Source organism: Streptomyces sp. NPDC005141 (assembly GCF_053599975.1).
The window spans coordinates 153,118-177,550 of record NZ_JBSFYW010000010.1 but is presented as its reverse complement, the minus strand read 5'-3'; the positions used below and the strand labels follow the sequence as shown (position 1 = coordinate 177,550).

At 72.1% G+C, this 24,433-nt stretch carries 16 protein-coding genes; 6 read left to right on the top strand and 10 right to left on the bottom strand.

What is annotated here, in order from left to right; genetic code table 11:
• Positions 1-211 precede the first annotated feature (211 nt).
• Positions 212-496 carry a chorismate mutase gene (locus ACWD68_RS11135; protein ID WP_261705907.1) on the top strand — a complete coding sequence of 95 codons (285 nt, stop codon included), beginning with the start codon at positions 212-214 and terminating at the stop codon, positions 494-496.
• Between the two features lie 777 nt (positions 497-1,273).
• Here ACWD68_RS11135 and ACWD68_RS11130 read toward each other — a convergent pair.
• Together ACWD68_RS11130 and ACWD68_RS11125 are read right to left on the bottom strand one after the other, a co-directional pair.
• A complete protein-coding gene (locus tag ACWD68_RS11130; protein WP_451806141.1) occupies positions 1,274-2,476 on the bottom strand; it encodes a hypothetical protein in 1,203 nt (400 codons plus the stop codon).
• A gap of 152 nt (positions 2,477-2,628) precedes the next feature.
• Positions 2,629-3,048 (bottom strand): hypothetical protein, encoded by a 420-nt coding sequence (locus tag ACWD68_RS11125; RefSeq protein WP_451806140.1) that lies wholly within the window; start codon positions 3,046-3,048, stop codon positions 2,629-2,631.
• On the opposite strand from ACWD68_RS11125, the gene ACWD68_RS11120 reads away from it, so the two are divergent.
• Positions 3,041-3,679 (top strand): LAETG motif-containing sortase-dependent surface protein, encoded by a 639-nt coding sequence (locus ACWD68_RS11120; RefSeq protein WP_451806139.1) that lies wholly within the window; start codon positions 3,041-3,043, stop codon positions 3,677-3,679. The two genes, ACWD68_RS11125 and ACWD68_RS11120, sit on opposite strands and share 8 nt — an antisense overlap.
• Before the next feature lie 421 nt (positions 3,680-4,100).
• Here the strand turns inward: ACWD68_RS11120 and ACWD68_RS11115 are convergent, their stop codons facing one another.
• The 7 genes from ACWD68_RS11115 to ACWD68_RS11085 form a co-directional block, all read right to left on the bottom strand.
• Entirely contained in the window at positions 4,101-5,909 is a 1,809-nt protein-coding gene (locus ACWD68_RS11115; RefSeq protein ID WP_451806138.1) for a GMC family oxidoreductase N-terminal domain-containing protein, read from the bottom strand.
• A gap of 70 nt (positions 5,910-5,979) precedes the next feature.
• The gene (locus tag ACWD68_RS11110) at positions 5,980-7,761 is read right to left on the bottom strand and encodes a succinic semialdehyde dehydrogenase (protein ID WP_451806137.1); all 1,782 of its coding nucleotides are present in this window, start codon (positions 7,759-7,761) and stop codon (positions 5,980-5,982) included.
• A gap of 230 nt (positions 7,762-7,991) precedes the next feature.
• Complete coding sequence (locus tag ACWD68_RS11105) at positions 7,992-9,695, bottom strand: serine/threonine-protein kinase (protein WP_451806136.1); 1,704 nt, start codon at positions 9,693-9,695, stop codon at positions 7,992-7,994.
• A 92-nt stretch (positions 9,696-9,787) separates the two neighbouring features.
• Entirely contained in the window at positions 9,788-11,431 is a 1,644-nt protein-coding gene (locus ACWD68_RS11100) for a serine/threonine-protein kinase (protein ID WP_451806135.1), read from the bottom strand.
• 58 nt (positions 11,432-11,489) lie between these two features.
• The gene (locus ACWD68_RS11095; RefSeq protein WP_451806152.1) at positions 11,490-13,214 is read right to left on the bottom strand and encodes a protein kinase domain-containing protein; all 1,725 of its coding nucleotides are present in this window, start codon (positions 13,212-13,214) and stop codon (positions 11,490-11,492) included.
• 189 nt (positions 13,215-13,403) lie between these two features.
• On the bottom strand, positions 13,404-16,475 hold the full coding sequence (locus tag ACWD68_RS11090) for a protein kinase (protein ID WP_451806134.1): 3,072 nt from the start codon (positions 16,473-16,475) through the stop codon (positions 13,404-13,406).
• A 169-nt stretch (positions 16,476-16,644) separates the two neighbouring features.
• Complete coding sequence (locus ACWD68_RS11085; protein ID WP_451806133.1) at positions 16,645-18,801, bottom strand: protein kinase domain-containing protein; 2,157 nt, start codon at positions 18,799-18,801, stop codon at positions 16,645-16,647.
• A gap of 262 nt (positions 18,802-19,063) precedes the next feature.
• On the opposite strand from ACWD68_RS11085, the gene ACWD68_RS11080 reads away from it, so the two are divergent.
• Entirely contained in the window at positions 19,064-20,140 is a 1,077-nt protein-coding gene (locus ACWD68_RS11080) for a serine hydrolase domain-containing protein (protein WP_451806132.1), read from the top strand.
• Between the two features lie 70 nt (positions 20,141-20,210).
• On the opposite strand, the gene ACWD68_RS11075 is transcribed toward ACWD68_RS11080, so the two are convergent.
• Positions 20,211-21,917 carry a glycerol-3-phosphate dehydrogenase/oxidase gene (locus tag ACWD68_RS11075; RefSeq protein ID WP_451806131.1) on the bottom strand — a complete coding sequence of 569 codons (1,707 nt, stop codon included), beginning with the start codon at positions 21,915-21,917 and terminating at the stop codon, positions 20,211-20,213.
• A 270-nt stretch (positions 21,918-22,187) separates the two neighbouring features.
• On the opposite strand from ACWD68_RS11075, the gene ACWD68_RS11070 reads away from it, so the two are divergent.
• From ACWD68_RS11070 to ACWD68_RS11060, 3 genes are all read left to right on the top strand, one after another.
• Complete coding sequence (locus tag ACWD68_RS11070) at positions 22,188-23,393, top strand: nucleotide sugar dehydrogenase (RefSeq protein ID WP_451806130.1); 1,206 nt, start codon at positions 22,188-22,190, stop codon at positions 23,391-23,393.
• A 151-nt stretch (positions 23,394-23,544) separates the two neighbouring features.
• Positions 23,545-24,102: a hypothetical protein gene (locus ACWD68_RS11065; protein WP_451806129.1), complete on the top strand. Its 558-nt coding sequence runs from the start codon at positions 23,545-23,547 to the stop codon at positions 24,100-24,102.
• Positions 24,103-24,104: 2 nt separating this feature from the next.
• Positions 24,105-24,371 (top strand): hypothetical protein, encoded by a 267-nt coding sequence (locus tag ACWD68_RS11060; RefSeq protein WP_451806128.1) that lies wholly within the window; start codon positions 24,105-24,107, stop codon positions 24,369-24,371.
• Positions 24,372-24,433: the final 62 nt, after the last annotated feature.

Genomic DNA, 24,433 nt, shown 5'->3' with positions numbered 1-24,433 from the left:
CCGTGCCCCCGCGGGCGTGCATACTGCCGTCATGCTCACGCACACGACCTTCCTGTTTACCTATGGCAACCGGCCCACCGGCTGCCATGGTCGTGCTGCTTGAGCAACTGACAAGCGACTTCCCAGGCGCCCCGGGCCGACAAGGCCCGGGGCGTCTGTCGTTTCCGGGCCGAGCCGCTCCGGGGCACCCCTTCCACCGAGGAGCCCCAGCATGGCCGACGTACTCGACAAGACCGGCGCCCGCACCGACGAGGCCGCCGACGTGATCACCGGTGCCCGCGAGCGCATCGACGCCCTCGACGACCGGATCATCGGTCTCGTCCAGGAACGGATGGCCGTCTCGGCCGTGATCCAGGAGGCCCGGATCACCTCCGGCGGCCGACGGGTCAACCTGTCCCGCGAGATGGAGATCCTCGGCCACTACCGGGAGGCGCTCGGCAAGCCGGGCACCTCGCTGGCCATGACCCTCCTCGAGCTGTGCCGCGGCCGCGTCTGAGATCCATGGCCCGGGTACGGCGGGAGACCACGGCCTCCGGACGCGCGGCCCGGTACCCGGCGTACGCACGTACGCATTCCCTCTCACCCGTACGGCGCGTGACCGGGGTGCCGCGGACTTCGTTTCTCCTGATGTCCGTGCCAGCCAGGGGCGGGCCCGAAAGAACCACGCGTGGCTCCGCTGGAGCGATGAGACGTACGGATCGTGCCGTGCGTCGTGGGACCTCGCTCCAGGTGGTGTGACCGGACGGCAGGGGACAGCAGCCCGGTCACTCAAGAGAAACGGTCGGCTCCGGGGACGCCCGGGGCCGCCCGGCGGAAGCTGTTCAGCGGTGTCGCGGCGGTCACGGAGGCCGTCGCCCATCCAGCACGATGCGCGAACAGCGCACACCGCACGGTCCACCCTGCGCGGTCCAGCCCTCGGGACAGTCCCAAGTCCCGTGCTGGACAGCCTCGTCGGCAATCCTCGACAACTCGATCCGTGCCGCGGAGCCGCACCCCGCGACACGGCCGCCGAAGGTCGGCACCACGCGCGCGCTCCTCGTGGGCCGCGGCGCACGACCGCGGCCACCCCAGACCAACGGCGCACCCCCGGCGCCGCTTCCAGGCACCGGCGCTGCTCTGACGTCGGTGCTGACGAGAGAAGGGCCCCGCGGACATCCGTCCCGTGGGGCCCTTCGTCATGTCGGCGCACGGACACCGGGGTTCATGAAGGCGGGGGTTCATGGGCGCGGGGTTCATGGACGCGGGGTTCATGGACGTCGGCGCACGGACACGGTCAGGTGCGGGACACCGTGCCGCAGGCGGTCGAGGCGGAGGGCTGGATGTCGCGGCTGCGGTCGTACGGGTCGGTGGTCGGGCCCGTCGGCGGCGCGCCGCTGGGGGTGGCGGACGCGAACTGCGGGTGCAGGAAGCCGTCGTAGACGTCGCAGGCGGAGTTGCCGATGTCCTCGGCGTACTGGCCGATCGTCAGTTTGCCCGGCGTGATCCGGAACTTCTCCGGGTCCAGGAACGCGACGTCGAGGACGCGGCGCACGATGGTGCGGGTCACCTCGGCCGACTTCCCGCCGGCCGGGGACACCGGGTAGACGAAGGTGTAGTCGGCGTGGATGGCGACCGACGCGTCCTTGCCCCTCTTGAAGGTCATCCGGCCGCGGGTCTTGACCACGTCCCCGACCAGGCGCGCCTCGTCGGGGTCGAATCGGCTGAAGAGCGTCAGCGGATCGTGCTTCCTGTCCGGCGCGCGCAGCCGGCGGTTCACGTCGTCGATCATCCCGGGCTGCTTGGGGTCGAGAACGGCGATCGCCGCCTTCGGACGTTCGCCGCGTAGGGTCGCCGGGTCGAGGTTCGCCCCGACGAGCAGGTTCTTCGTCTGCCGCAGCGCGGTGGCCACCTGCTCCTCGGTCAGGGCCCCGACCGGAGTGGCCTTCGGGACGACGATGCCGGCCGCGCCGTCGGCCCAGCGCTCGGCGGGCGACCCGGCGAACGGCCTTTTCCGGGTGGGTGATCCGCTGTTACCGCCGGAGGGCGGCGCGGTCGGGGCCGTGGTCTCGGCGAGCAGCGGGGCGGCGTCCCCGGGCGCGCTGGCGGCGGCACCGAAGGGATCGCCGGGCAGCAGGGAGGGTTTCATCGCGACGACCACCACGGCGACGGCGAGCGGGACCCCGATGATCGCCCACAGCCTGCGGCGGCGGGCCGCGCGTCCGTCCATCTCGCGCCACGCGGGGCCCGTTCGCCAGCCCTCGGGCTGGGCGGTCCGCTGTGCCGCGCCCTTCCGGACGCTCCGGCGGGAGGCCCGCTCGGTCTCCTGCGCGTCCCGCTGACGCAGTCGTTCCGTCACCATGCGCGCCCGCGCGGACGGCTCTTTGGGGGCGGAGCTGCGGATGTCGCGTTCGCTGTCGCGCGCGAAGCGATCCCACACGTCGTCAGGGACCGCGGGCCCCCCGGTCTCCTCGGGCTGCTTGTCAGACACGAAGGTCATTTCTAAGCGGTTCGAACGGACGCACACAAGGCGAACCCGGGTGTGACTCAGCCCACATAAGAATTATGTGAGGGGGAGGACAACCATTCCCAGCTTTCGCCGGTCACACCTGCAGAACCAACGGCCACACCCGCGCCCCACACGCGGAGGCCTCACCCATAAAAGCCATATGCGCGCCGCGAGTTCAGGGCGCGCCGGACTTCCGAGGTCTTCATGAAGCTTCGCCGTGCCATGGCCACTGCGGCCGCGACGGCTGTCATAGCCCCGCTCGCGTTGCTGTCGGTCGCGCCGGCCGCGTTCGCGGAGGACAGCCCCACCCCGAGCGCGAGCGTGTCCGAGTCCTCGTCCGAGTCGGCGTCGCCGAGCTCGTCCGAGACCGCCCCCGAGCCGTCCGACTCCGCGTCGGCCTCCGCCTCCGCCACCGCGTCCGCCTCCACCAGCGCGTCCGCCCCGGCGCCGAGCGACTCCGCTTCGGCGTCGGCCCCGGCGCCGAGCTCGTCCGAGCCGGAGGAGTCGGAGTCCCCGGACCCCGGGTCCGGCGAGTGCGAGGACTCCGCGGTCCAGGTGTCCATCAACGGTCTGTCCGGCAAGATCGCGCGGGGCAGCGGCTGGCACAAGTTCTCCCTGAACGTGCTGAACAACTCCGACGCCACCCTGAGCGACGTCGGCTTCTTCGCCGGCGCGTCCTCCGACAAGGCGGGCGAGAACCTCTTCCAGAGCAGGAAGGTCCAGCTCCAGGCGTACAACCCGGTCGAGAAGGCATGGGAGGACGTCGACTCCCAGGGTTACGCGGTCGGCTACGTCGGCTACACCGACGAGCTCAAGCCCGACTACGAGGTCGACATCCCGCTGCGCATCAACGTGAAGTCCAGCGCCCCGGTCGGCGCCGGCTTCTCCCTCGGCGCCAGCATCTACGGCGACGCCGAGGCGGAGTGCACCGGCTTCGGCGAGGTCGCGTACAAGTTCCAGATCGTCGCGGCCGGCACGGACACCGGCGGCACCAAGCCGCAGGAAGGCGGCAAGGTCCCGGTCTCGGACAAGCCCGCCGACAAGAGCAACACGCCGGAGGTCGACGGCAGCCTGGCCGAGACGGGCTCCAGCTCCGCCGTGCCGATGATCGGCCTCGCCGGCGGTATCGCCGTCGTCGCCGGTGCCGGTGCGCTGGTCGTCGTCCGTCGGCGCAAGTCCGGTGCGACCGCGTAACACGGCCGCACGACGCGGGCATCAGCCCCGTACGAAGAGAAGGACCTGCGCTCGGAGGGGGGCGCAGGTCCTTCTTCGCGTCCGGGGCCGGGGCTCGTGAGGGGCCCGGGCTCCGACCGAGGCCCGGGGCCGCCAGGACGCCGGGGCGGCCGGGGGCCGAAGCCCGGGACCCCGAGCCCGGGACCCGAAGCCCAGGAGCCGGGGGCCGAAGCCCGGGACCCCGAGCCCGGGACCCGAAGCCCAGGGGCCGGGGGCCGAAGCCCAGGAGCCGGGGGCCGAAGCCCAGGAGCCGGGGGCCGAAGCCCAGGAGCCGGGGGCCGAAGCCCAGGAGCCGGGGGCCGAAGCCCAGGTGCCCGAAGCCCAGGGGCCGACCGGAACTCCGGGGACACCCGCCCCCGGGTTCCGTGCGGGGCGGGCGGGGCTACGGCTTCGGCGGCACCGTCGGCATGCCCAGGAACGGCAGCCTCAGTGCGCCGAAGGCGTCCGCGGGGACGGCGGGCCGGCTCGGCTCCACCGCCTTGAGACGCTCGTACGCGGCTCCCGGCACCGGACGCGGATCGGCCTCACCCTTGTTGGGCCAGAACGACATGGCCCGCTCGGCCTGCGCGGTGATGGTGAGCGACGGGTTGACGCCCAGGTTCGCCGAGACGGCGGCGCCGTCGACGACGGAGATGCCCGGGTGGCCGTAGAGGCGGTGGTAGGGGTCGATGACGCCCTTGTCCGCCCCGGCACCGATCGGGCAGCCGCCGAGGAAGTGCGCGGTGAGCGGGGTGCCCATCAGCTCGCCGACATTGCTGCCCGCGAAGCCGTTGATCTCCTCGGCGAGGACGGAAGCGGCCTGCGAAGCGGCCTTGATCTGCTTGGGGTTGGGGGCACCGTGCCCCTGACGTGCCGTCAACAGCCCCTTGCCCGCGCCCTTCGGCTTCAGGTAAGTCGTCAGGGAGTTGTCGAGCGACTGCATGACCAGCCCGATGATGGTGCGTTCGGACCAGCGGCGGTTGGAGAGCGAACGGAGCACCAGCAGCGGGTGCCTGGCCGCATTGGCGAGCCACCCGGCCACCCTCGACGAACCCTCGGCGTAGGGGACTTGAAGGATGGACATGCCACCCATCGCGTTGGAGCCCTTGCCGTAGCGGACGGGTTCGATGTGGGTGTTCTCGTCCGGGTGGATCGAGGACGTGATCGCGACGCCCTGGGTGAAGTCGGCCCTGGGCGTCCCGTGCGCCTTCCGGTAGCGCCGGTTGTCGGTCTGCGCACCCACCAGCGCCTCGGAGTTGGTGCGGGTCAGCTCACCCAGCTTCTCCGACAGGTACGGCAGTTGGCCGCCCGCCTTCATCCGGTGCAGCAGCGTCTGGGTGCCGTAGGTGCCGGCCGCGAGCACGACCCGGTGCGCCGTGAAGGTCCGGCCCTTGCCCTTGCGCCGCTCGTCCGTCGGGAGGGTCCCGACGGCGTAGCCGCCCCGCGAGTCGTCGGTGACGGACACGACGGTCGTCATGGGATGGACGACGGCGCCCGCCTTCTCGGCGAGGTAGAGGTAGTTCTCGTTGAGAGTGTTCTTGGCGCCGTGGCGGCAGCCGGTCATGCACTCGCCGCACTCGGTGCAGGCCTTGCGGGCGGGGCCGACCCCGCCGAAGTACGGGTCGGCGATCTCCGCGCCGGGCTCGGCCCTGGCCTCGCCGTCCGCGTCCTGTCCGTCACCGAAGAAGACGCCGACGGGTGCCATGTGGAAGGTGTCGCCGACCCCCATCCGTTCCGCGGCGGCCTTGAGGTGCACGTCCGACGGGGTCATGGTCGGGTTGAGCCGCACGCCCAGCATGCGCCGGGCCTGGTCGTAGTACGGCTTCAACTCCCCTTCCCAGTCGGTGATGTCCTTCCACTGCGGGTCCTCGAAGAACGGCTTCGGCGGCACGTAGAGGGTGTTGGCGTAGTTCAGGGAACCGCCGCCGACGCCCGCTCCCGCGAGCACCATCACATTGCCCAGCAGATGGATGCGCTGAATGCCGTACATGCCGAGCCTCGGGGCCCAGAGGTAGTTCTTGATGTCCCAGGAGTTCTTGGGAAGCGCGTCGCGGGTGAAGCGCCGGCCTGCTTCGAGGACACCCACGCGGTATCCCTTCTCCGTCAGCCGCAGCGCGGTGACGGAGCCGCCGAAACCGGAGCCGATGACGATGACGTCGTAGTCGTACGTTGCCTCGTCCGGCTGTTCCTGGACAGAGCTCTCCTGTGACACGTGCCGCTCTCCTCATTGAGAACCGTTGAGAACCGTGGATCGTTGCTGAGGACCCGCGCGGGGCCCGTGCCTAGCGCAGCCGGAACGCCTTCATGACCTTGAGGCTCCGGCTCATGAACGCCGCGTACTTCTCGTCGTCCATGCCGAGGGACGGCGCCATCGGCAGCAGCCGCTGCTGGGCGACGGTCTGCGCCTCCGTGTACTTGAGGATGCCCTCGGAGCCGTGCCGGCGGCCGAGGCCGGAGTCCTTCATGCCGCCCATGGGCGACTGGACACTTCCGTACGCGGGGGCGTACCCCTCGTTGACGTTCACCGTCCCGGTGCGCAGCCGGGCCGCGACCGCGCGACCGCGCCGCCCGTCCTTCGTCCAGACGGACGAATTGAGGCCGTACGGCGTGGCGTTGGCGAGCTCGACGACCTCGTCCTCGGTCTTGAACCGGTAGAGGGAGACGACAGGCCCGAAGGTCTCCTCGGCGCAGACGGCCATCGGGGCCTCCACTCCGTCGAGGATGGTGGGCTCGTAGAAGAACGGGCCGATGTCGGGCCGGGCGACACCGCCGGCGAGGACCTTGGCTCCCTTGGCGACGGCTTCCTCGACGTGCCGTGCCACCGTCTCCAGCTGCCGTTCCCCGACCAGCGACCCCATGTCGGCCCCGTACGCGAGGGACGTGCCGAGCCGCATGGCCCGGGTCCGGGCCGCGAACCGCTCCGCGAAGGCGTCGGCGATCGACTCGTGGACGTACAACCGCTCGATGGAGATGCAGAGTTGACCGGCGGAGGAGAAGCAGGCGCGGACGGCGCCCGCGGCGGCCTTGTCGATGTCGGCGTCCTCGAGGACCAGCATGGCGTTCTTGCCGCCGAGTTCGAGGGAGACGCCGACGAGACGGGCGGCGGCGCCCTGGGCGACCTCGCGGCCGGTCCGGGTCGACCCGGTGAAGGAGACGTAGTCGGCGTGCTTCACGACCTCGGGTCCGACGACGGGCCCGTCCCCGAGGACGACCTGGAAGACCTCGGCGGGCAGCCCGGCCTCGATGAGCAGGTCACGCGCCCACAGGGCGGTGAGGCAGGTCTCGGTGTCGGGCTTCATGACGACGGCGTTGCCCGCGACGAAGGCCGGCAGCGCGTCGCCCACCGACAGTTCCAGCGGGTAGTTCCAGGGCGCGATCTGCCCGACGACACCGCGCGGGTGGCGCAGCTCGGTGACCTTGGTGAGCGTGGGGACCGCGCCGGTGTGCCGCTTGGGGCGCAGATACGCGGGCGCCTTGCGTCCGTAGTGCCGCGCGGCGACCACGACGGCCTGGACCTCTTCGTGGGCGTGCAGCCGGGCCTTGCCGGTCTCCAGCTGGATGAGGTCCAGCACCTCGGCCTGCCGGGCGAGCACGAGGTCGTGGAAACGGAGCAGGACGGCGGCGCGCCGGCGTACGGGGGTGGCACCCCAGGCGACCTGGGCCGCGCGGGCCCGCTCGAATGCCTTCTCGACGTCCTCCGGGGTGGACTCGGGCAGGTCGGCCAGCTTCCCGCCGGTGAACGGCGTGTGGTTGGCGGTCCGCCCGGACCCGGCCACGCCCTTGGTGAGCTGCGCGACGAGCTCGGGGGTGACGACATCGGCGGCGGTACGGGCGCCGACCGGGGCGGGGGCGAGCGGGTTGGTGCCGATGGCATCGGGCACGCCGGGCGCGTCGATGCCCGCGGTGTCGTCGGCGCTCGCGGTGCCTTCCGGACCGGCGGTGGCATCCGGGCCGGCCGCGTCCGCGTCGGTCACCGCGGCCACGCCGACCGCTGCGTCGGTACCGGCCGCCTCGTCGGCGCCGGTCTTTTCCGTGGCCTGCTGCGCGGCCTGCGAGTCCGTCATGAGCCGCAGAGTATGCCTGCTCGCTCCCTTTGGGTACCCGTCGGTAATAGCCTTTCACGGAGTACTCACACACCGCCAGTGATCACTGGCAGCAAACGCGCTGATCAGGGCGTTGTCGATCCGACGATCACCGGGCGGTCGCTTTCCCGATCACAGTCCGGTCACCGGGGACGAGACCGTGGCCACAACCACCCCGGCCCCGACCGCTCGCGCGGCGCCGCCGCGGTCGGTCACGGCTTGTCGATGTCCAGGTTCGCGATCGCCGTCCTGGCCACCTCATGACCTCGTGCCGTGAAGTCGCCCTTGCGCGGATAGCTGATCGTGAGCTTGTACATGTCGCCCGCCTTCGACTTGTAGTAGAAGAGCCGGAGTTCGCGGGGGCGGGGGTTCTGGCTGTCGGTGGTCGTGTAGCCCACCGTGTTCTCCGCGGCCTGCCCGCCCTGGTACGTGACCCCGGCGTCCGGGGACGTCTTCGAGCCCTCGGGCATGCTCAGGTCGTACGAGCCGGTCGCCTTGAACACACCGTCGTCCGCGTACATCTCGGCCCGCGCCGAGCCCTTGATCTCCTTGTTCGTGTCCTCGGATTTCCTGGCGAGGCTCAGCCCGATCGAGATGCTCCCGCTCTCGTCCGTGTACGTGACCCAGTGCGTCTTGTCCGACGTCCGGTCCGGCTTCGCCTCCTTGTACCCGGCGGGCACCGCCAGCGTCGCGGCGACGTCCGACACGTGCTTCTTCTGCCAGCCGTCCGGCAGCGGACCGGCGAACGGGTCCGCGATCACCAGGTACACCGCCACCGCTGCCGCGACGACCGCCGCTCCGAGGCTGATCAGGGTCTTGCGGCCGACCCGGACACCCCCGCCGCCGGACCCTCCGGGACCGTCCGGGCCCTCGACCCGCACGACCTGTGTCGGCGCCGGGGCCGGAGGCTGTGCGGCCTCCTCCAGCAGACGCCGCACCTCGGCCGCGCCGGGGCGGTGGGACGGCTCCTTGCCGAGCAGCCCGTTGATCACCCCTGCCAGCGGTCCGCCCGCCGAACCGGGCGCGGTCGGCGTGGAGTTGAGGACCGCCTGAAGCGTGGCGGGCGTGTTGCTGCGGCGGAAGGGGGAGACACCTTCGGTCGCGGTGTAGAGCACCACACCGAGCGACCAGAGGTCGGAAGCGGGACCGGGGCGCTGGCCCAGCACTCTTTCCGGGGCGATGTATTCGGGCGAGCCGACGAAACCGCCGGTGTCCGTCAGGCTGGTCTCGCCCTCGATCTGGGCGATTCCGAAGTCGGTGAGCACGACGCGGTCGTGACGGCCGAGGAGCACGTTGTCGGGCTTGACGTCGCGGTGCAGGATGCCCGCCGCGTGCGCGGCCTCCAGGGCGCCGAGGACCTCCAGGCCGACGCGCGCCGCCTCGCGGACGCCGAGCGTGCCCTCCTGGAGGGCGTCGCCGAGCGAGCGGCCCCGCACCAGCTCCATGACGATCCAGGGCTGTCCGTCCACGACCGCGACATCGTGCACGCTCACCACCGCGGGGTGGTCGAGCCGCGCCGCCGCGCGTGCCTCGCGCCGCATCCTCTCGTACGCGTTGGCACGTTCACGCTCGGGAAGATGGTCCGGAACGCGTGGTTCCTTGACGGCGACCTCGCGGTCCACGGTCTCGTCCTTGGCCCGCCACACCGTGCCCATGCCGCCGTGCCCGAGCTTGGAGAGCAGGCGATAGCGCCCGCCGATCAGGCGCCCGGTCCCCGGTTCCGGCGCGGGCTGCGGCGCGGGAGCCTGTGGCTGGTCCGGGACGGTCCGGGCGGGCGTGGCATACGGATTGCCCGGGTACGGGACAGCGGCGGCCGGAGCCCCCGCAGGTACGCCGGGCACCACGGCCCTCGGCGGTTGCAGACCGAAACTCGTCGGCTCGTCGCCCCTGCGAGGGACTCCCCCGTTGTCGCTCATGCGTCCATCTCTATCGCGGCGGGCCCGTCGTCATCCAGTCCCGTCGCCCGCCGGTCACAGACCCGTGACGCGGACCATCCCTTATTTCCCCTTTATGAGGGTACGAAGGTGTCCACCGCGACGTCGAAGTACTCCTTCGCCTCCGTCCCCCGCCCGACCGGCGCCGAGACCCACACGTCGTACATCCGGCCGCCCTGCTCCCAGCACAGGTCGTACGTGTGCCGTGCGCCCTCCGCCTTGGTGAAGCCGTTCCAGGTGAACTCCCAGAGAGCGGCCGGGTGTCCGTCGTGCGTGGTCCGGGCGACCGTGCCGTCGCGGTAACCGGGGTTGCTGGCGGGCCCCTCGGCGTCCGCCCGGCGCATCACGCCGAGCGGCCCGCCGGTCTCGGGGTCGGCCGGCTTGATACCGAGACGGAAGGTCTTCCCCGGTGACATGTAGAAGACCCGCTCGCCCTGCGGATCCCGGGTGAAGCCGTCGGGCACGGCGAGCGAGAATCCGTTCGCGTCCGACGCGATGCGGTATCCCGAGGGCGCCGTGCGGGCCGCCGTGGCGGTCGGCGACTGCCGCCGGGTCACCGTGACGGTGGGCGCGGCGCTCGCGGGCGGGGCCGAGAGCGTGCCGGCCGCCGAGGACGACGTACTCGGTGTCCGTGACGTGCCCTGCGCACTCGACGAGGGTGGTGTGCCGTCCCCGCCGCCGCCGTTCATCAGCAGCATGGCCGCCGACACCCCCGCGCCGGCCATCGCGGCGACCAGCGCGGCGGCGACGAGAAGACTCCGTGTGGACTGCTTGGGCGGGCCGTCCGCCGTGGTGCCGGAAGCGGGCGGCTGCGGCTTGGACCCCGGTCTGTGCAGAGGTACGTCCCGCCGCGTGGGCGTGTACGGGACCGGCAGGCGCGGCGTACGGCCGGTGTCCCGGAAGGCGCGCAGCATCCGCTCCGCCTCCGCCGCGTCGAGCCGCCGCTCCGGATCGCGCTCCAGAAGCCCTCGCACGACGGGAAGAAGCGGTGCGGCCTGGGCCGGCGGACGGATCTCGTCGACGACGACAGCGTGCAGGATGCCGCCCAACGAGTCACGGCGGAAGGGCGACGCGCCGCTCAGCACCGTGCACAGCAGGGCGCCGAGCGACCACAGGTCGGACTCGGGACCGGTCCGCGCCCCGGACATCCGCTCGGGCGCGGTGTACTCGGGCGAGCCGACGAACGCCCCGCTCTCCGTGAGCGTCGTCGCGCCCGCGACCTGGGCGATCCCGAAGTCGGTGAGCACGACACGGTCGGTGCCCGCCTCGACGAGGACGTTGGCGGGCTTGAGGTCGCGGTGCAGGACCCCCGCCTCGTGCGCGCGGCGCAGCGCTCCGAGCAGGTCGATGCCGATGCGGGCGGCCTCGCGCGCGTCGACCGGCCCGTCCGCGGAGATCCGCTCGGCGAGCGAGCCGCCGTCGATCAACTCCATGACGATGTAAGGGCGTTCGTCGTCCACCACGACGTCGTGGACGACGATGATGTGCGGGTGGTGCAGTTGCGCCACGGCCCGGGCCTCACGCAGGGTCCGGTCGCGCTGGAGCCCGGCCTCCTCCGCCGAGAGCGAGTCGTCGAGGGCCAGTTCCTTCACCGCGACCCGGCGGCCGAGCAGTTGGTCGGTGGCACGCCAGACGACGCCCATGCCGCCCCGCCCGATCCTGGCCTCCAGCCGGTAACGGCCCGCGATCACACGGACGTTCTCCCCCTCGGTCCCCATGGGCCCATCATGCCCCAACGGACGGATACCTTCCGGAGCGGTGACGTCGCCGTGGGTGCTATCCGGCCTCGCGCCAGTTGCGCAGGACGGTGCCGAACTGCTGACGCGTGACGATCCAGTCCTCCAAGGGCGAGGACATGTAGATCGCGTACTCGACGCCCTTCCGGGACAGATAGGTCTCCTCGATGGCGCGGCGCGGGCCCGGGAAGTCCCCCTGCGACGGCAGCGCGGTCCAGGTGAAGTCCCACAGGGAGGCGGGGCAGTCCCGGAAGGTGTTCTCCTGGAGTCCCATCCGCTGGTAGTCCTTGAGCTTCTTCACCTGCTCCTCCAGGTCGAGCTGGTGGCGGTGCGGGTCCTCGAAGTCCGGCGAGTCGTCGAGGGCGATGCGGATGAAGTGCTGGCCGCCGTCGGGGGTGTAGTCGATCTGTGAACCATTGACCTCCCGCTTCCAGTCCTTGCCGGGCAGGGCGAGGCTGAAGCCCTCGGGGTCCTTCCGGCGCACCCAGCCTTCGGGAAGGGTGCCGGCCGGTGTCGCCGAGCCGCTGCTCGTGGGGTCTCCGGTCGGCTTGCCGGTGGCGCCGCCCTTGTTGCCGCCGGTCGCGGCGGAGGAGTCGCTGTCCTGCCGCCAGTTGTCCGCGTACCGCATGGCGACGGCACCGCCGCCGCCGACCAGCGCGGCCATGGCCAGGACGAGGGCGATGGTGCGGCCACGCCGTCGCTTCCTGGGCTCGGGGCCGGACAGGGGCTGGTACATGGTCCCGGCGGGGCCGCCGCCGTGGGGCGCGTGCCCCGCGGTGGCGCCGGATCCATGGCGGCGGACGCCCGCCGTCGGTGTGCCGTACGGCTGACCGCCGTGGGCGGTACCTCCATGGGTTCCGCCCCCATGGGTTCCGCCCCCATGGGCAGGTCCGCTTTCCACGCTGGTGTCCACGTGTTGCGTCGATACATACGCCTGCGCCGTCCTCGGCCGGCGGCCCTCCGCGGCATCGGCGAGCATCTCCTCGGCCTCGGCCGGGCCGGGGCGTTCCGCCGGGTCCTTGCGGAGCAGCGCGGCGATGACGGGCTCCAGGGCACCGGCGTGCTGCGGAGGTGTGGGGGCCTCGTCGACCACGGCCTGCATGGTCGACAGCGCCGAGGTCCGCCGGAACGGCGACCGTCCCTCCACCGCCGTGTACAGCGTGGCCCCGAGGGCCCACAGGTCGGAGGCCGGCCCGGGATCGTGGCCGCGCACCCGCTCGGGCGCGAGGTAGTCGACGGAACCGACGATCTCGCCGGTGCGCGTGATGGTCGTGTCACCCTCGACCTGGGCGATCCCGAAGTCGGTGAGCAGCACACGCCGGTCGGGCGACAGCAGGACGTTGCCGGGCTTCACGTCCCGGTGCAGCACTCCGGCCGCGTGTGCGGCGCGCAGCGCGCGCAGTACCCACAGGCCGATCCGTGCCGCCTCCGCCGGTTCGAGGCGCCCCCGGTCCTTGACCTCGTCGGCCAGCGAGTTGCCCTCGACCAGCTCCATCACGATCCACGGCCGGTTGTCGTGCTCCAGCACGTCGTGGATGGTGACGACGGCCGAGTGGTTGATCCGGGCCGCGGCCCGCGCCTCGGCGTGGGTGCGGGCGAGCAGCCGGGCGACGTCGCTCTCGGCGACGTACAGCGCGGCGGTCAGCTCTTTGACCGCGACCGCGCGGTGCAGCACCTCGTCATGGGCGCGCCAAACCCGGCCCATGCCACCGCTGCCGATGGAGTCGACAAGCCGGTAGCGGCCCGCGAGGAGCAGGCCCTGCATCTGATTCACGTTTTCCCCGCAATGGTCTTGACAGGGTCAGACTAAGGAGCGGTCACCCACCAGGGAACAAGCGGGGTCGTACGGAGACCGCACTGTGACGGTTCTCCCTTCCCTGTACGGGAGGGAACCGTTCGATGTTCAGACGTCCTCGCCTGGCGAAACGCGGGGGTCCGGGCGCAGGAGGCTTGCTCAGCCGGTGACTTGGTAGGTCTCGGAGGCCTGCTCGTAGAGCCGGGTCACCTCGTCCCGTTCGGCCTCCGGGCCGCGCAGCTGCACCACGTGGTAGTGCCCGCCGATGAGGATCGCGAGGTTGCGCACATAGAGCGAACGACCTGCCGAGTCCTGCCAGATGAACTGGCCCTCGGCCATCGCCCGGCCTCCCACGTCGATCCGCCGCATCCCGCTGGAGGTGGCCCAGGTCGAGTCCCGGAAGGGCTGCAACTCCTTCTCGTTCTCCCGCTGGTACGTCATCGGGTCGCTGCCGTACGTGCCCGTGCTGTCCCGCCCGGGTACGACGATGAGCTCGAAGTCCCCCTGGGAGTAGACGATCTGACCGCTCCCGTTCTTCGGCGAACGGTCCCAGCCGCTGGCCACGGCGACCCGGAACCCCTCGGGGTCCTTGCGGAGCGTGAAGCCCTGGGCGACATCGGGATCGGTGGTGGTGTGCGAGGAGGTCGAACTCGACTTCCCCGAGGGGCTCTTGTCGGGACCCGGTGAGGTCTGGTCGGGCCGTGGCTCGCTGCTCGACTTCGCGTCGCGGCCGGTGTCGGGGGTGGGCCCGGCCTGTCCGGCGGCGCCGGTCCGCTGCTCACCCGTACCGCTCCGGTCCGACTTGGGCATGAAGACCATGGCGTACGTGACCGCCGCGGCCAGCAGGAGCAGGATCAGCAGGAGCAGATTCCGGCCCAGCCGGCGGGGCCCCGCCGAACTCTCCTTCCTGGCCCGCTTGTGGCGGGCGTGCGGGCTGGTCGCGGGCAGCCCGGCGCGACGCCTGCGGACGAGCTCACCCCGGCGCCGTACGATCGGCAGCCGGCTCGAGTCGGCGGGCGGCACGGGCACGACGTACGCCCCGGCCTCGGGCTCGGGCGCGGACCGCACCAGGGACCGCAGCCAGCCGCGCAGCTCCTCGAAGTCGAGCCGCTCGGTGGGGTCCTGGCGCAGCAGCGACTCGACGACGGGCCGCAGCGGTCCGCACTCCTCGGCGAAAGCGGGCGGCTCCGCGCACACCAGCTGCACCAGCTCGGCGGTGTTCTCCTCCGGATACGGCGCGTGCCCCTGTACGGCGCGGAAGAGCAGCGCGCCCAGGGCCCACAGGTCGGTGGCCGGTCCGATGGGGGCCGCAAGCTGCCAGTTCTCGTGCACCGGCCCGGCCTGTTCCGGCGCCCAGCGCTCGGTCACCGGTCCGACCACGGCCATCCGTGCCTGCCGGGCCCGCTCCGCCGCGAGCGCGGTGGCGGGACCTCGCCGGGGCGCCGCCCCGACGACCAGTTCTCCCCAACCGCCGCTGCGGCCCTCGGGGTTGTGCGGAGCCGGGACGGGGCTCTGCGCGATGCCGGGAACCCGGGTGTGATCGGGGGCCGGGGAGACGCCGGGCCCGCGAGCGTGTCCTGACTCGGTGAAACCGCCCGGCAGTCCGGGTACTTGGGTGTGCCCGGGAGCCTGGAAGCCGCCGGTGAACCTGCCGTTGTCCGGGATCCGGCCGCTGTCGGGAGACCCTCCGGGGGCCGGGACGCCGGAACGACCGCCGTGCCCCGCGACGAAGGGCTGCTGTCCGGGCCCGGACACGGGACGCTCGTACCCGGTGGCCCCCGTGCCCGGCCTGCCGCCCGCTCCCGGGGGAAGGGTGGGGTGCCCTTGGCCGTTGTCCCCGCCGACGGGTCCGGCAGGGCGCGGCTGAGCCCCGTGCCAGGTGGTGCCGACTCCGTACGGGTCGGCTATCTGGCCCGGAGGCGCGGTACGGGGCCGCTGCTGTCCGCCTTGGCCGGGCAGCACCGTCTGCCCGTGGGCCCGGTCCTGCGGGGAGTGCGCGGAGGTGCCGTACGGACTGTCCTGGTCGGCCTGTCCGTTCTGCTCGCCGGGTGCCGCGGGCCGGGGTGCCGGAAGGGCGAGCGGGTCGCCCCGCTGTTCCCCCTGCACGCGGGCCGCGGCGCGTGCTCCCGCGCGGTACGCGGCGATGGCCCCGGCGCGCGCGGCACGGATGTCGCTCTCGGCGCCCTTCGCTCCCCCGCTCGTGTCCGGTCCACCGCCCGGTCCGGCCTGTCCCGCCGAGCCACCCGGACCGGCCGGACCCGCCGCTTCGAGGGCACGCGGGCTCCTGCCCGGCGCAGCCTCCGCCGGCGTTCCCGGAACCGGGGTTCCCTGCTCCGCCCGGGCCTCGATCGCCGCCCGGCGGGCCGCTTCGGCATCGGCGCCGGACGTGGCCGCCACGGCGACGCCGCGCGCGGGACCGCCGCCGAACCCGATGCCGTCGGCGGGACCGCGCCCGCCCGCGCCAACCGGCCCACCGGCGCCCGCGCCCCGAGGAGCGCCCGGCCCGGCCGGACCACCGTTCCCGGTCCGCCCGGAGCCGCCGCCGAAGCCGGGCCGCGCGAGGCCGCCCTCCGGGGCCCCCGGACCCGACCCGGGCTCACTCGTGAGGTCGTCCTCCCGCACCGGCACCGGGTCGTACCCGCACAGCGCCTCCTCGGCGGCACCGGCGGCCAGTCCGGTCAGCAGTACGCGGCCGTCGTCGCAGACGAGCACCGTGCGTACGGTGATGTTCCGGTGGACCCACCCGTGCGCGTGCAGGACCCGCAGCGCGGTCAGGACGTCGGAGGCGACCTCGGCGGCCCGGTAGGGACTGAGCGGCTTCTCGGCGAGCAGCGCGGCCAGCGGCCTCGCGGGCACCAACTCGCTCACGATCCACAACGACCCGCCCTCGGCGAACACGTCGAAGACCTGGTCGAGCCGGGGATGGTCGGGGATCTGCGCGGCGGCCTGGGCGGCCTCGATCGCGCGTCGCACCGCCGGTTCGGTGGGCCGACGCGTGGTCCGCGCGGACGCCCGCCGCACCCCGCCGTCCCGGGCCACGAACCCCTCGGGCAGCCCGTCCGCGTCGAGCACCTCGGCCTCGACGACCTCCGGCAACGGCACCTGCCGTACCAGGACTTCCTGCCCGCTGTAGGTGTCGAAGGCCCGGCTCTCGGCGAGTTCGTACTCGTCGGACGGCGGCAGGGGCAGGCGGTAGCGGTCGGCGAGTACCCGTCCCGCATAGTCGTCCACAATGCCTCCCCCAGCCGACCGGTTGGTCAATTCCGTTCGCCTTGCGTTCCGTTGTGGCTTCGTACGGTCCGCAACCACTCACGATACGTGCCCGAGGCAACCCGCAGAGCGGTGATGCCAGATCTCGGGCTCCGCTCCGTGGCGGAACGTCACCTCGGCGAGCGGTACGTCACGACTTCGGCTGGAACGTCTCGGTCAGCGTCTTCCACGTGTTCTTGCGCAGAGTGCTGTCCCACGCGGACGCCTTCGCCGTGTACATCAACGCGTATCCCTGATGCGCGTTCACAACGAAACCGCGGTCGATCGACCGGTACTTCGTGCCCCCGTCCACGTAGGTGAACTCCCAGTCGGCCGTGTTCCAGCCGCGGTATTCCACCTTCTCTATGCGGAGCTTCACGTACTGGGAGCGGGTCATGTAGCGCGCCTGGTTCTTCCAGTCCGCGACCGGGTCGTCCTTGGGCGTCGCCGTCCAGCCGACGAGGAGCTTCTGCCCGTCGGGCCCCGTGAACCGGGCTCCCGCGGCGTCCTGGGACTGGTACTTCCACCCCTTCGGCAGTCCTATCGAGAAGCCCTGGCCGCTCTTGTACGTCTTCGCGGCGCCGGAACCCGATCCCGATCCCGACTCCTTGCCGCCGCTCGAGCCGTCCGACGTGCTCGCACTCGCGCTCGCGCCCGAGGAGGCGTTCGCGGTCCCGTCCGCATCCGAGCCGGAGCCGGACTTGTCGCCGCTGTCCGTGCGGGCGTCGTCGTCCTTCTTGGTGTCGTCGCCGTTCCCGCTTCCGGACGTCGCTCCGCTGGAGGCGGCCGCCTTGCCGCCGCCTGTCTTGCCGTCCTTGGCGTTGTTGTCGTCCCCGCCACCGAGAGTGAGGGCCAGGACGGTGCCGAGCACGGCCAGCGCCACGGCCACCGCGATGATCACCAGCGTGCGGCGCGGCACGACATCCGTCAGCGACGCTTTCGGCGCCGGCCGCGGCGGCCGCTCTGGGGCCACCGGCCACCCGGAACCCGAGGCGTTCCGCGCACCGGCGGCACCCGCCGATCCGGTACCCCCGGCCGAACTGGAGTTCAGCGACGCACCGTCATTCCCCTCCGGCTTCCGCGGAGCGGGCGGCACGGACGAACCCGCCGGGGCGGACGGCACGGAGGTGCCGCCGGCCGTACCGGCAGCCACACCGGACCCGGCACCCGTGCGCGGGGAGGCCGTCCCGGCGGCCCCTTCCGCCCGGGAGGCATCCGAGCCGCCGACCGTCTTCGCACGGGCAGTCGCCGCCGCGGTGGCCGCCGCCGTGGCGGCCCCGGCCGACGTCGCGGCCTTGCGCACCGAGCGCAGCGCCCCGCGCAGCCGCTCCGAGGGCTCCTCGCCCTTCCTGGCACGGGAACCGCCCGAACCCCGCCGACCCGGGCCCTCCGGCACCGGTGGCATGGCCACGACCTTCGTCGCGTCCGGCGGCTCCGGCAGGGACTGCTCGGGATCGGGCGCGCGCAGCACTTCGTTGAGCATCGCGCGGGCGCCCGCGTCGTCGAGCCGCTGCTCGGGGTCCTTGGCGAGCAGGCCGTAGATCACGTTCTCCAGCGGACCCGCGTTCTTCGGCTGTTCCACCGGTTCGGTCATCACGGCGGTGAGCGTCGCGATCGCCGAGCCCTTGTCGTACGGCGGCACGCCTTCCACCGACGCGTACAGCAGACCGCCCAGCGACCACAGGTCGGCCGCGGGCCCGGGCTTGTGGCCGCGGGCCCGCTCCGGCGAGATGTAGGAGGGCGCGCCGACGAGCATGCCGGTCGACGTGATGGACGGGTCGCCCTCCACCTGCGCGATGCCGAAGTCGGTGAGCACGACCCGGCCGTCGTCGGACATCAGCACGTTCGACGGCTTCACGTCCCGGTGCAGGATGCCCTCACGGTGCGCCGAGCGCAGCACGTCGAGGATGGCCAGGCCCACCTCGGCGGCGCGCTTCGGCGTGAGCAGGCCGTCCTCGCGGATGGCCTCGGCGAGCGACTTGCCCTCGATGAGCTCCATCACGATCCACGGCCGGTTGTCCTCGTCGACCACGTCGAAGACCGTCACCGCGCCGTTGTTGCGGATCCGTGCGATCGCCTTGGCCTCACGCAGCGTGCGCGTGATCAGCCGGCGCTTCTCGTCCTCGTCGATGGCCGACGGGAACCGCAGCTCCTTCACGGCGACCGTGCGGCCCAGGGTCTCGTCCTGCGCGCGCCACACGGTGCCCATGCCGCCGCGGCCGAGAACATCCCCCAGCCGGTACCGCCCGGCGAGGAGACGTTCGCTCTTGTCCTGACGGGATGCTCCCGCCCGCTCCGCCTCCGACATGCGTCCCCTCATGCAACCCGCCCTGACAGAGCCTTCATTGTCCCTCACCCGACAAGTGCCCAACGCCCTGGGGGCCCCTGGAACCGCAACAGCTCAGCCAATGAGACGCCAGGCCCCGGCCGACACCTCACCAACCGGCGCACACCGCGCACACCGACCACCCGGCAACCGGAGTCCCGCACACCCGCCCCACCCGTCCCCGGCCTGACCCCCGGCACAGAAACGTGCCCCATGATGGGCCGCGACAAGGAGGGACCCACCGATGCCGCAACCCTGGACAGCTCGGACACTCCTGGCCATACCCGTGTCCCTGGCGCTCCTCGGCATGGCCCAAACCGGCCTGCTGGGACGGACCCTGGTCTCCTCCCAAGGCACCGTCACCCCTGCCTCGGACACCGCACTCACCCTCCTCGTGACCCGTGGCGGCGCTCCGGCCGCCGCTCTGCTGGCCGACGAGGAGTCGGGTCCGCGCTTCGCGAGCGCCGGAAGCGGAATTTCCCGTTCCGATCATTTCCGCGCCGGGAGCATCACCAAGACCTTCATCGCGACGGTCGTCCTGCAACTCGCCGCCGAACACCGGCTGTCCCTGTCCGACTCCGTCGACGACCACCTGCCCGGTCTGGTGCGCGGTGCGGGCAACGACGGCCGCCGCATCACGCTGCGTGCCCTGCTCCACCACACCAGCGGCCTCCACGACTTCACCTCGGTCACCCGGGGCGCCGTCCCGGTGACCCCGCTTCAGGCCGTACGCATCGCACTCACCCATCCCCCGGCCCACCGGGGCCGCTTCGCCTACTCGAACACCAACTACGTGTTGCTCGGCATGGTCGTCGAGCAGGTCACCGGCCACTCGTACGCCACCGAGACCGAGCGCCGCGTCATCACTCCCCTCGGCCTGACCGGCACCTCCTTCCCCGGTGCCCGCGCTTCCCTTCCCTCACCGCACGGCCGCGCGTACGCCGCCGACGGCTCCGACGTCACCGAGCTCGACCCGCGCGTGGCCGGCGCGGCGGGTGAGCTGGTGAGCACGCTGGCCGATCTGAACCGCTTCTACGCGGCCCTGCTCGGCGGCGAACTCCTGCCCTCGCGCCGGCTGCGCGAGATGCTCGACACCCGCGCCGCGCATGGCTCGTACGGCATGGGGCTGTTCCCGGTGAAGCTGCCGTGCGGGACCACGGTGTGGGGGCACAACGGCCGTATCTCCGGCAGCTCCGTGCGCAGCGCGGCCACCGCCGACGGTCGCCGTGTCCTCACTTTCCGGGTGAACACGGACGGGGTCACGGACACGGCGCTCGGACCGGCTCTGCTCGCCGCCGAGTTCTGTCCCCGCACCCCGTAGAACGGCCGGGCCGCGAACGAAGATCCCAGCTCACCGCACCCGTTCGAGTGAGATGAGCGGGAACCGGCGGTCAGAACGGCACGATGTCGGGCGCGCCCAGCCGCGCCGCGTCCGCCGTCAGATCGTCCGGCTGGCGCTGAGACTCCCTCTCCGCCTCGACCCGCTTCTCGTAGTGCTGCACCTCGCGCTCGATCTGGTCCTTGTCCCAGCCGAGGACCGGTGCCATCAGCTCGGCGGCCTCGCGGGCGCTGCGGGTGCCCCGGTCGAAGGTCTCGATGGAGATGCGGGTGCGCCGGGTCAGGACGTCGTCCAGGTGGCGGGCGCCCTCGTGCGAGGCGGCGTAGACGATCTCGGCCCGGAGGTAGTCCTCGGCGGCCGGCAGGGGCTCACCGAGCGACGGGTCCTCCACGATGAGGTCGAGAAGCTCCTCGGCGAGCGACCCGTACCGGTTCAACAGGTGCTCCACACGCACCACATGGAGCCCGGTGCGGGCCGCGATCCGCGCTCGCGCGTTCCACAGCGCGTGGTATCCCTCGGCGCCGACCAGCGGGGTCTCCTCGGTGACGCATTCGGCGACCCGCTGATCGAGGCCGTGCACCGCCTCGTCCACCGCGTCCTTGGCCATCACCCGGTAGGTCGTGTACTTGCCGCCGGCCACGACCACGAGTCCGGGCACCGGATGGGCCACGGTGTGCTCGCGCGACAACTTGCTCGTGGCGTCCGACTCTCCGGCCAGCAGTGGCCGCAGCCCCGCGTACACCCCCTGGACGTCGTCCCGGGAGAGCGGCACCGAGAGCACCGAGTTCACGTGCTCCAGCAGATAGTCGATGTCCGCGCTGGAGGCCGCCGGGTGGGACTTGTCGAGGTCCCAGTCGGTGTCGGTGGTGCCGATGATCCAGTGGCGCCCCCACGGGATCACGAACAGCACGGACTTCTCGGTGCGCAGGATCAGGCCCGTGGTGGAGTTGATCCGGTCCTTCGGTACGACCAGATGGATGCCCTTGGACGCCCGCACGTGGAACTGGCCCCGCTCCCCGACCATCGCCTGGGTGTCGTCGGTCCACACACCCGTGGCGTTGACGACCTGCTTGGCGCGGACCTCGTACTCGCCGCCGCCCTCGACGTCGCGCACCTTGGCCCCGACCACCCGCTCGCCCTCGCGCAGGAAGCCGGTGACCCGCGCGCGGTTGGCGACCTTCGCGCCGTACGCCGCCGCCGTGCGCACCAGCGTCGCCACATAGCGCGCGTCGTCCATCTGCGCGTCGTAGTACTGCAGGGCGCCGATCAACGCGTCCTTCTTCAAGGCCGGTGCGACGCGCAGGGCGTGGCGGCGGCTCAGATGGCGGTGGGTGGGCAGTCCGCGTCCGTGGCCGCGGGCCATCGACATCGCGTCGTACAGCGCGACGCCGGAGCCCGCGTACAGCCGCTCCCAGCCCTTGTGCTGGAGGGGGTAGAGGAACGGGACGGGCTTCACCAGGTGCGGTGCCAGCCGTTCGAGCAGCAGGCCGCGCTCCTTCAGTGCCTCACGGACGAGCGCGAAGTCGAGCATCTCCAGATACCGCAGACCGCCGTGGATCAGCTTGCTGGATCTGCTCGAGGTGCCCGATGCCCAGTCACGCGCCTCGACCAGGCCGGTGGACAGACCACGTGTCACGGCGTCCAGCGCGGTGCCCGCGCCGACCACGCCCGCGCCCACGACCAGCACGTCCAGCTCGCCCTCGGCCATTCCCGCAAGTGACTCGGCGCGCTCCGCCGGCCCCAGTGTCGCTGTCCTCACCGCTGCCTCCCGCTGTTGTCGCGCTGGCCGCACCTGTCCGGCGACGCCCGGCTCACATCCCCCCTGCCCAAAGTCTGACCGTCTTGCCCCTCATCGGCCACCGTCCGTCCGCAGCCTGTGGACAAGTCTCGGCGACGCGCAGGGAATCTTGATCGATCAATCCCGTAAATCGGTCATATTTACTCCTAGTCTGACATTGCTCTCGCCCGTCCTGTCCACAGGGCTTGCGCACATGTCCCGCATCGGTTATTGGGAAGGACGGCCCACTCCATGCCCGCAGACCTCGCCGTCATCGGACTCGGTCATCTCGGCCTGCCCCTGGCCCAGGCCGCCGTCGCCGCCGGCATCTCCACCCTCGGCTACAAAACAGGGCCGGAGGGCGGCTCCCTCACCCCCGCAGAACTGCGCCGGATGCTCTCGGGGGGCTTCCGGCCGACCACAAACCCGGCCGAGCTGGGCCGGGTACGCACCGCCGTCATCTGCGCACCGACCCCGCGGGGCGCGGACGGCACCCTGGACCTCGGCCAGGTGGAGGCGGCGGCCCGCACGCTGGCCGCACAGCTGCGCCCGCACACCACGGTGATCCTGGAATCGCCGGTACACCCCGGCACCACGGAGGAATTCCTCCGTCCGCTCCTCGAAGAGGGCTCCGGGCTGCGCGCGGGGCGGGATTTCCACCTCGCCTATTCGCCCAGCCGGGTCGATCCCGGCAACCGCGACTTCACCCCCGCGAACACACCGAAGGTCATCGGCGGCCTCACCCCCGCGTGCACCGAGTCGGCCGCCGCCTTCTACGGACGGCTCACCGACAAGGTCGTCCGCGCGCGCGGGCCCCGCGAGGCGGAGACCGTGCAGGTCCTGGAGACCAACTTCCGGCACGTCAACATCGCGCTCGTCAATGAGATGGCCGTGCTCTGCGACGACCTGGGCGTGGACCTGTGGGACGTCATCCGCTGCGCGGAGACCAAGCCGTTCGGCTTCCAGTCGTTCCGGCCCGGACCGGGGGTGGGCGGGCACGGGATCGCCCAGGACCTCGGCGCGTCGGGGCGCCCGCTCCGGATGGTCGAACTCGCCCAGCAGGTCAACAACCACATGCCCCAGTACGTCATCCAGCGCGCCGCCACGCTGCTCAACGAGCACGGGAAGTCCGCCCGTGCCGCACGCGTGCTCCTCCTCGGCGTCACCTACAAGGCGGACATGGCCGATCAACAGGGCGCTCCCGCCCACGAGATCGCCGTACGCCTGATGGAACTCGGCGCGTCCGTCAGCTATCACGACCCGCACGTCCCCGCCTGGAGCGTCCTCGGTCGGCCCGTGCCGCGCGCGGACTCCCTCTACGAGGCCGCGGCCCACGCCGACCTGACGATCCTGCTCCAACAGCACCGCACGTACGACCTGCAAGGACTGTCGGTGAAGGCCCAACTCCTCCTGGACACGAGGGGAGCGACCCCGACCGGGGCGGCACACCGGCTCTGACCCCGGAAATGCCCTCACGGGTTGTCACCCCCGCCTGCTAATGTGCGGCAGCTCTCGCACACACGTGCGCCCACGTCCCGGGCGTCCGCAGGTGTGCGCCCACGTCCCACGCGCACACCACAGCTGCGCTCACATCCCTGGGGGGAACCACATGAGTCAGTCGACGCCGCCGTCCGGCCCACCGGTCGACAACAACCCGTACGCGGGCGCGCCCACCGATCAGCCGCCCGTCCCGCAGCAGGGTGTCCCGCAGGGCGCGCCCCAGCCGGGCTTCCCGGTCGCGCCCGTCGCCCCGGCCGCCCCCGCGCGCGGCAACGCGGCGCTCGGTCTCGCCGCCGCCGTCGGCGCCGGCCTGGTCTCCGCGATCCTGTACGGCTTGATCATCGGCCTCACCAAGCACGAGATCGGCTACGCCGCCGTCGGTGTCGGCTTCCTGGTCGGCATCGCCGCGGGCCGCGTCGGAGGTCGCAGCCAGGCCCTGCCGGTCGCGAGCGTGGTCGTGTCCGTCGCCGCGATCTACCTCGGCCAGCTGGTCGGCGAGGCCATGATCATCGCCAAGCAGTTCGGCGTCGGCTTCAGCGAGGTCTTCTTCGACCACCTCGACACGGTCCAGGAGGCATGGAAGGCCGAGGCCGACCCGCTGACCTTCGTCTTCTTCGCGGTCGCGGCGTACGTGGCGTTCCAGAGCACCCGCAAGGCCGGGCTCTGACGATGCCGGTCCACGTGCTGCTGATGCTGCTCGGCCTGTCGGCCGCGGTGGCGGGAAGCTGGGTCGCCTTCAACATCCGGGGCGCCGCCGACGCGATGGAGGCCTTCCGGCAGCGCAGCCACAACCTCAACGCCCTGGCCACCGGCAGCTTCACTCCGCCGCGCGATCGGGTCTTCGCCATCGGTCTCCGGCCGTACGCCGCGGCCGTCGGCCTCGCCGGCGTCGTGCTGATGCTCGCAGGCGTCGCCGAACTGCTGACCAGCGGCTGACAGGCTCGGTCTCACGACGAAGGGCCCGTCCACCGATCGGTGGACGGGCCCTTCGCGCGTAC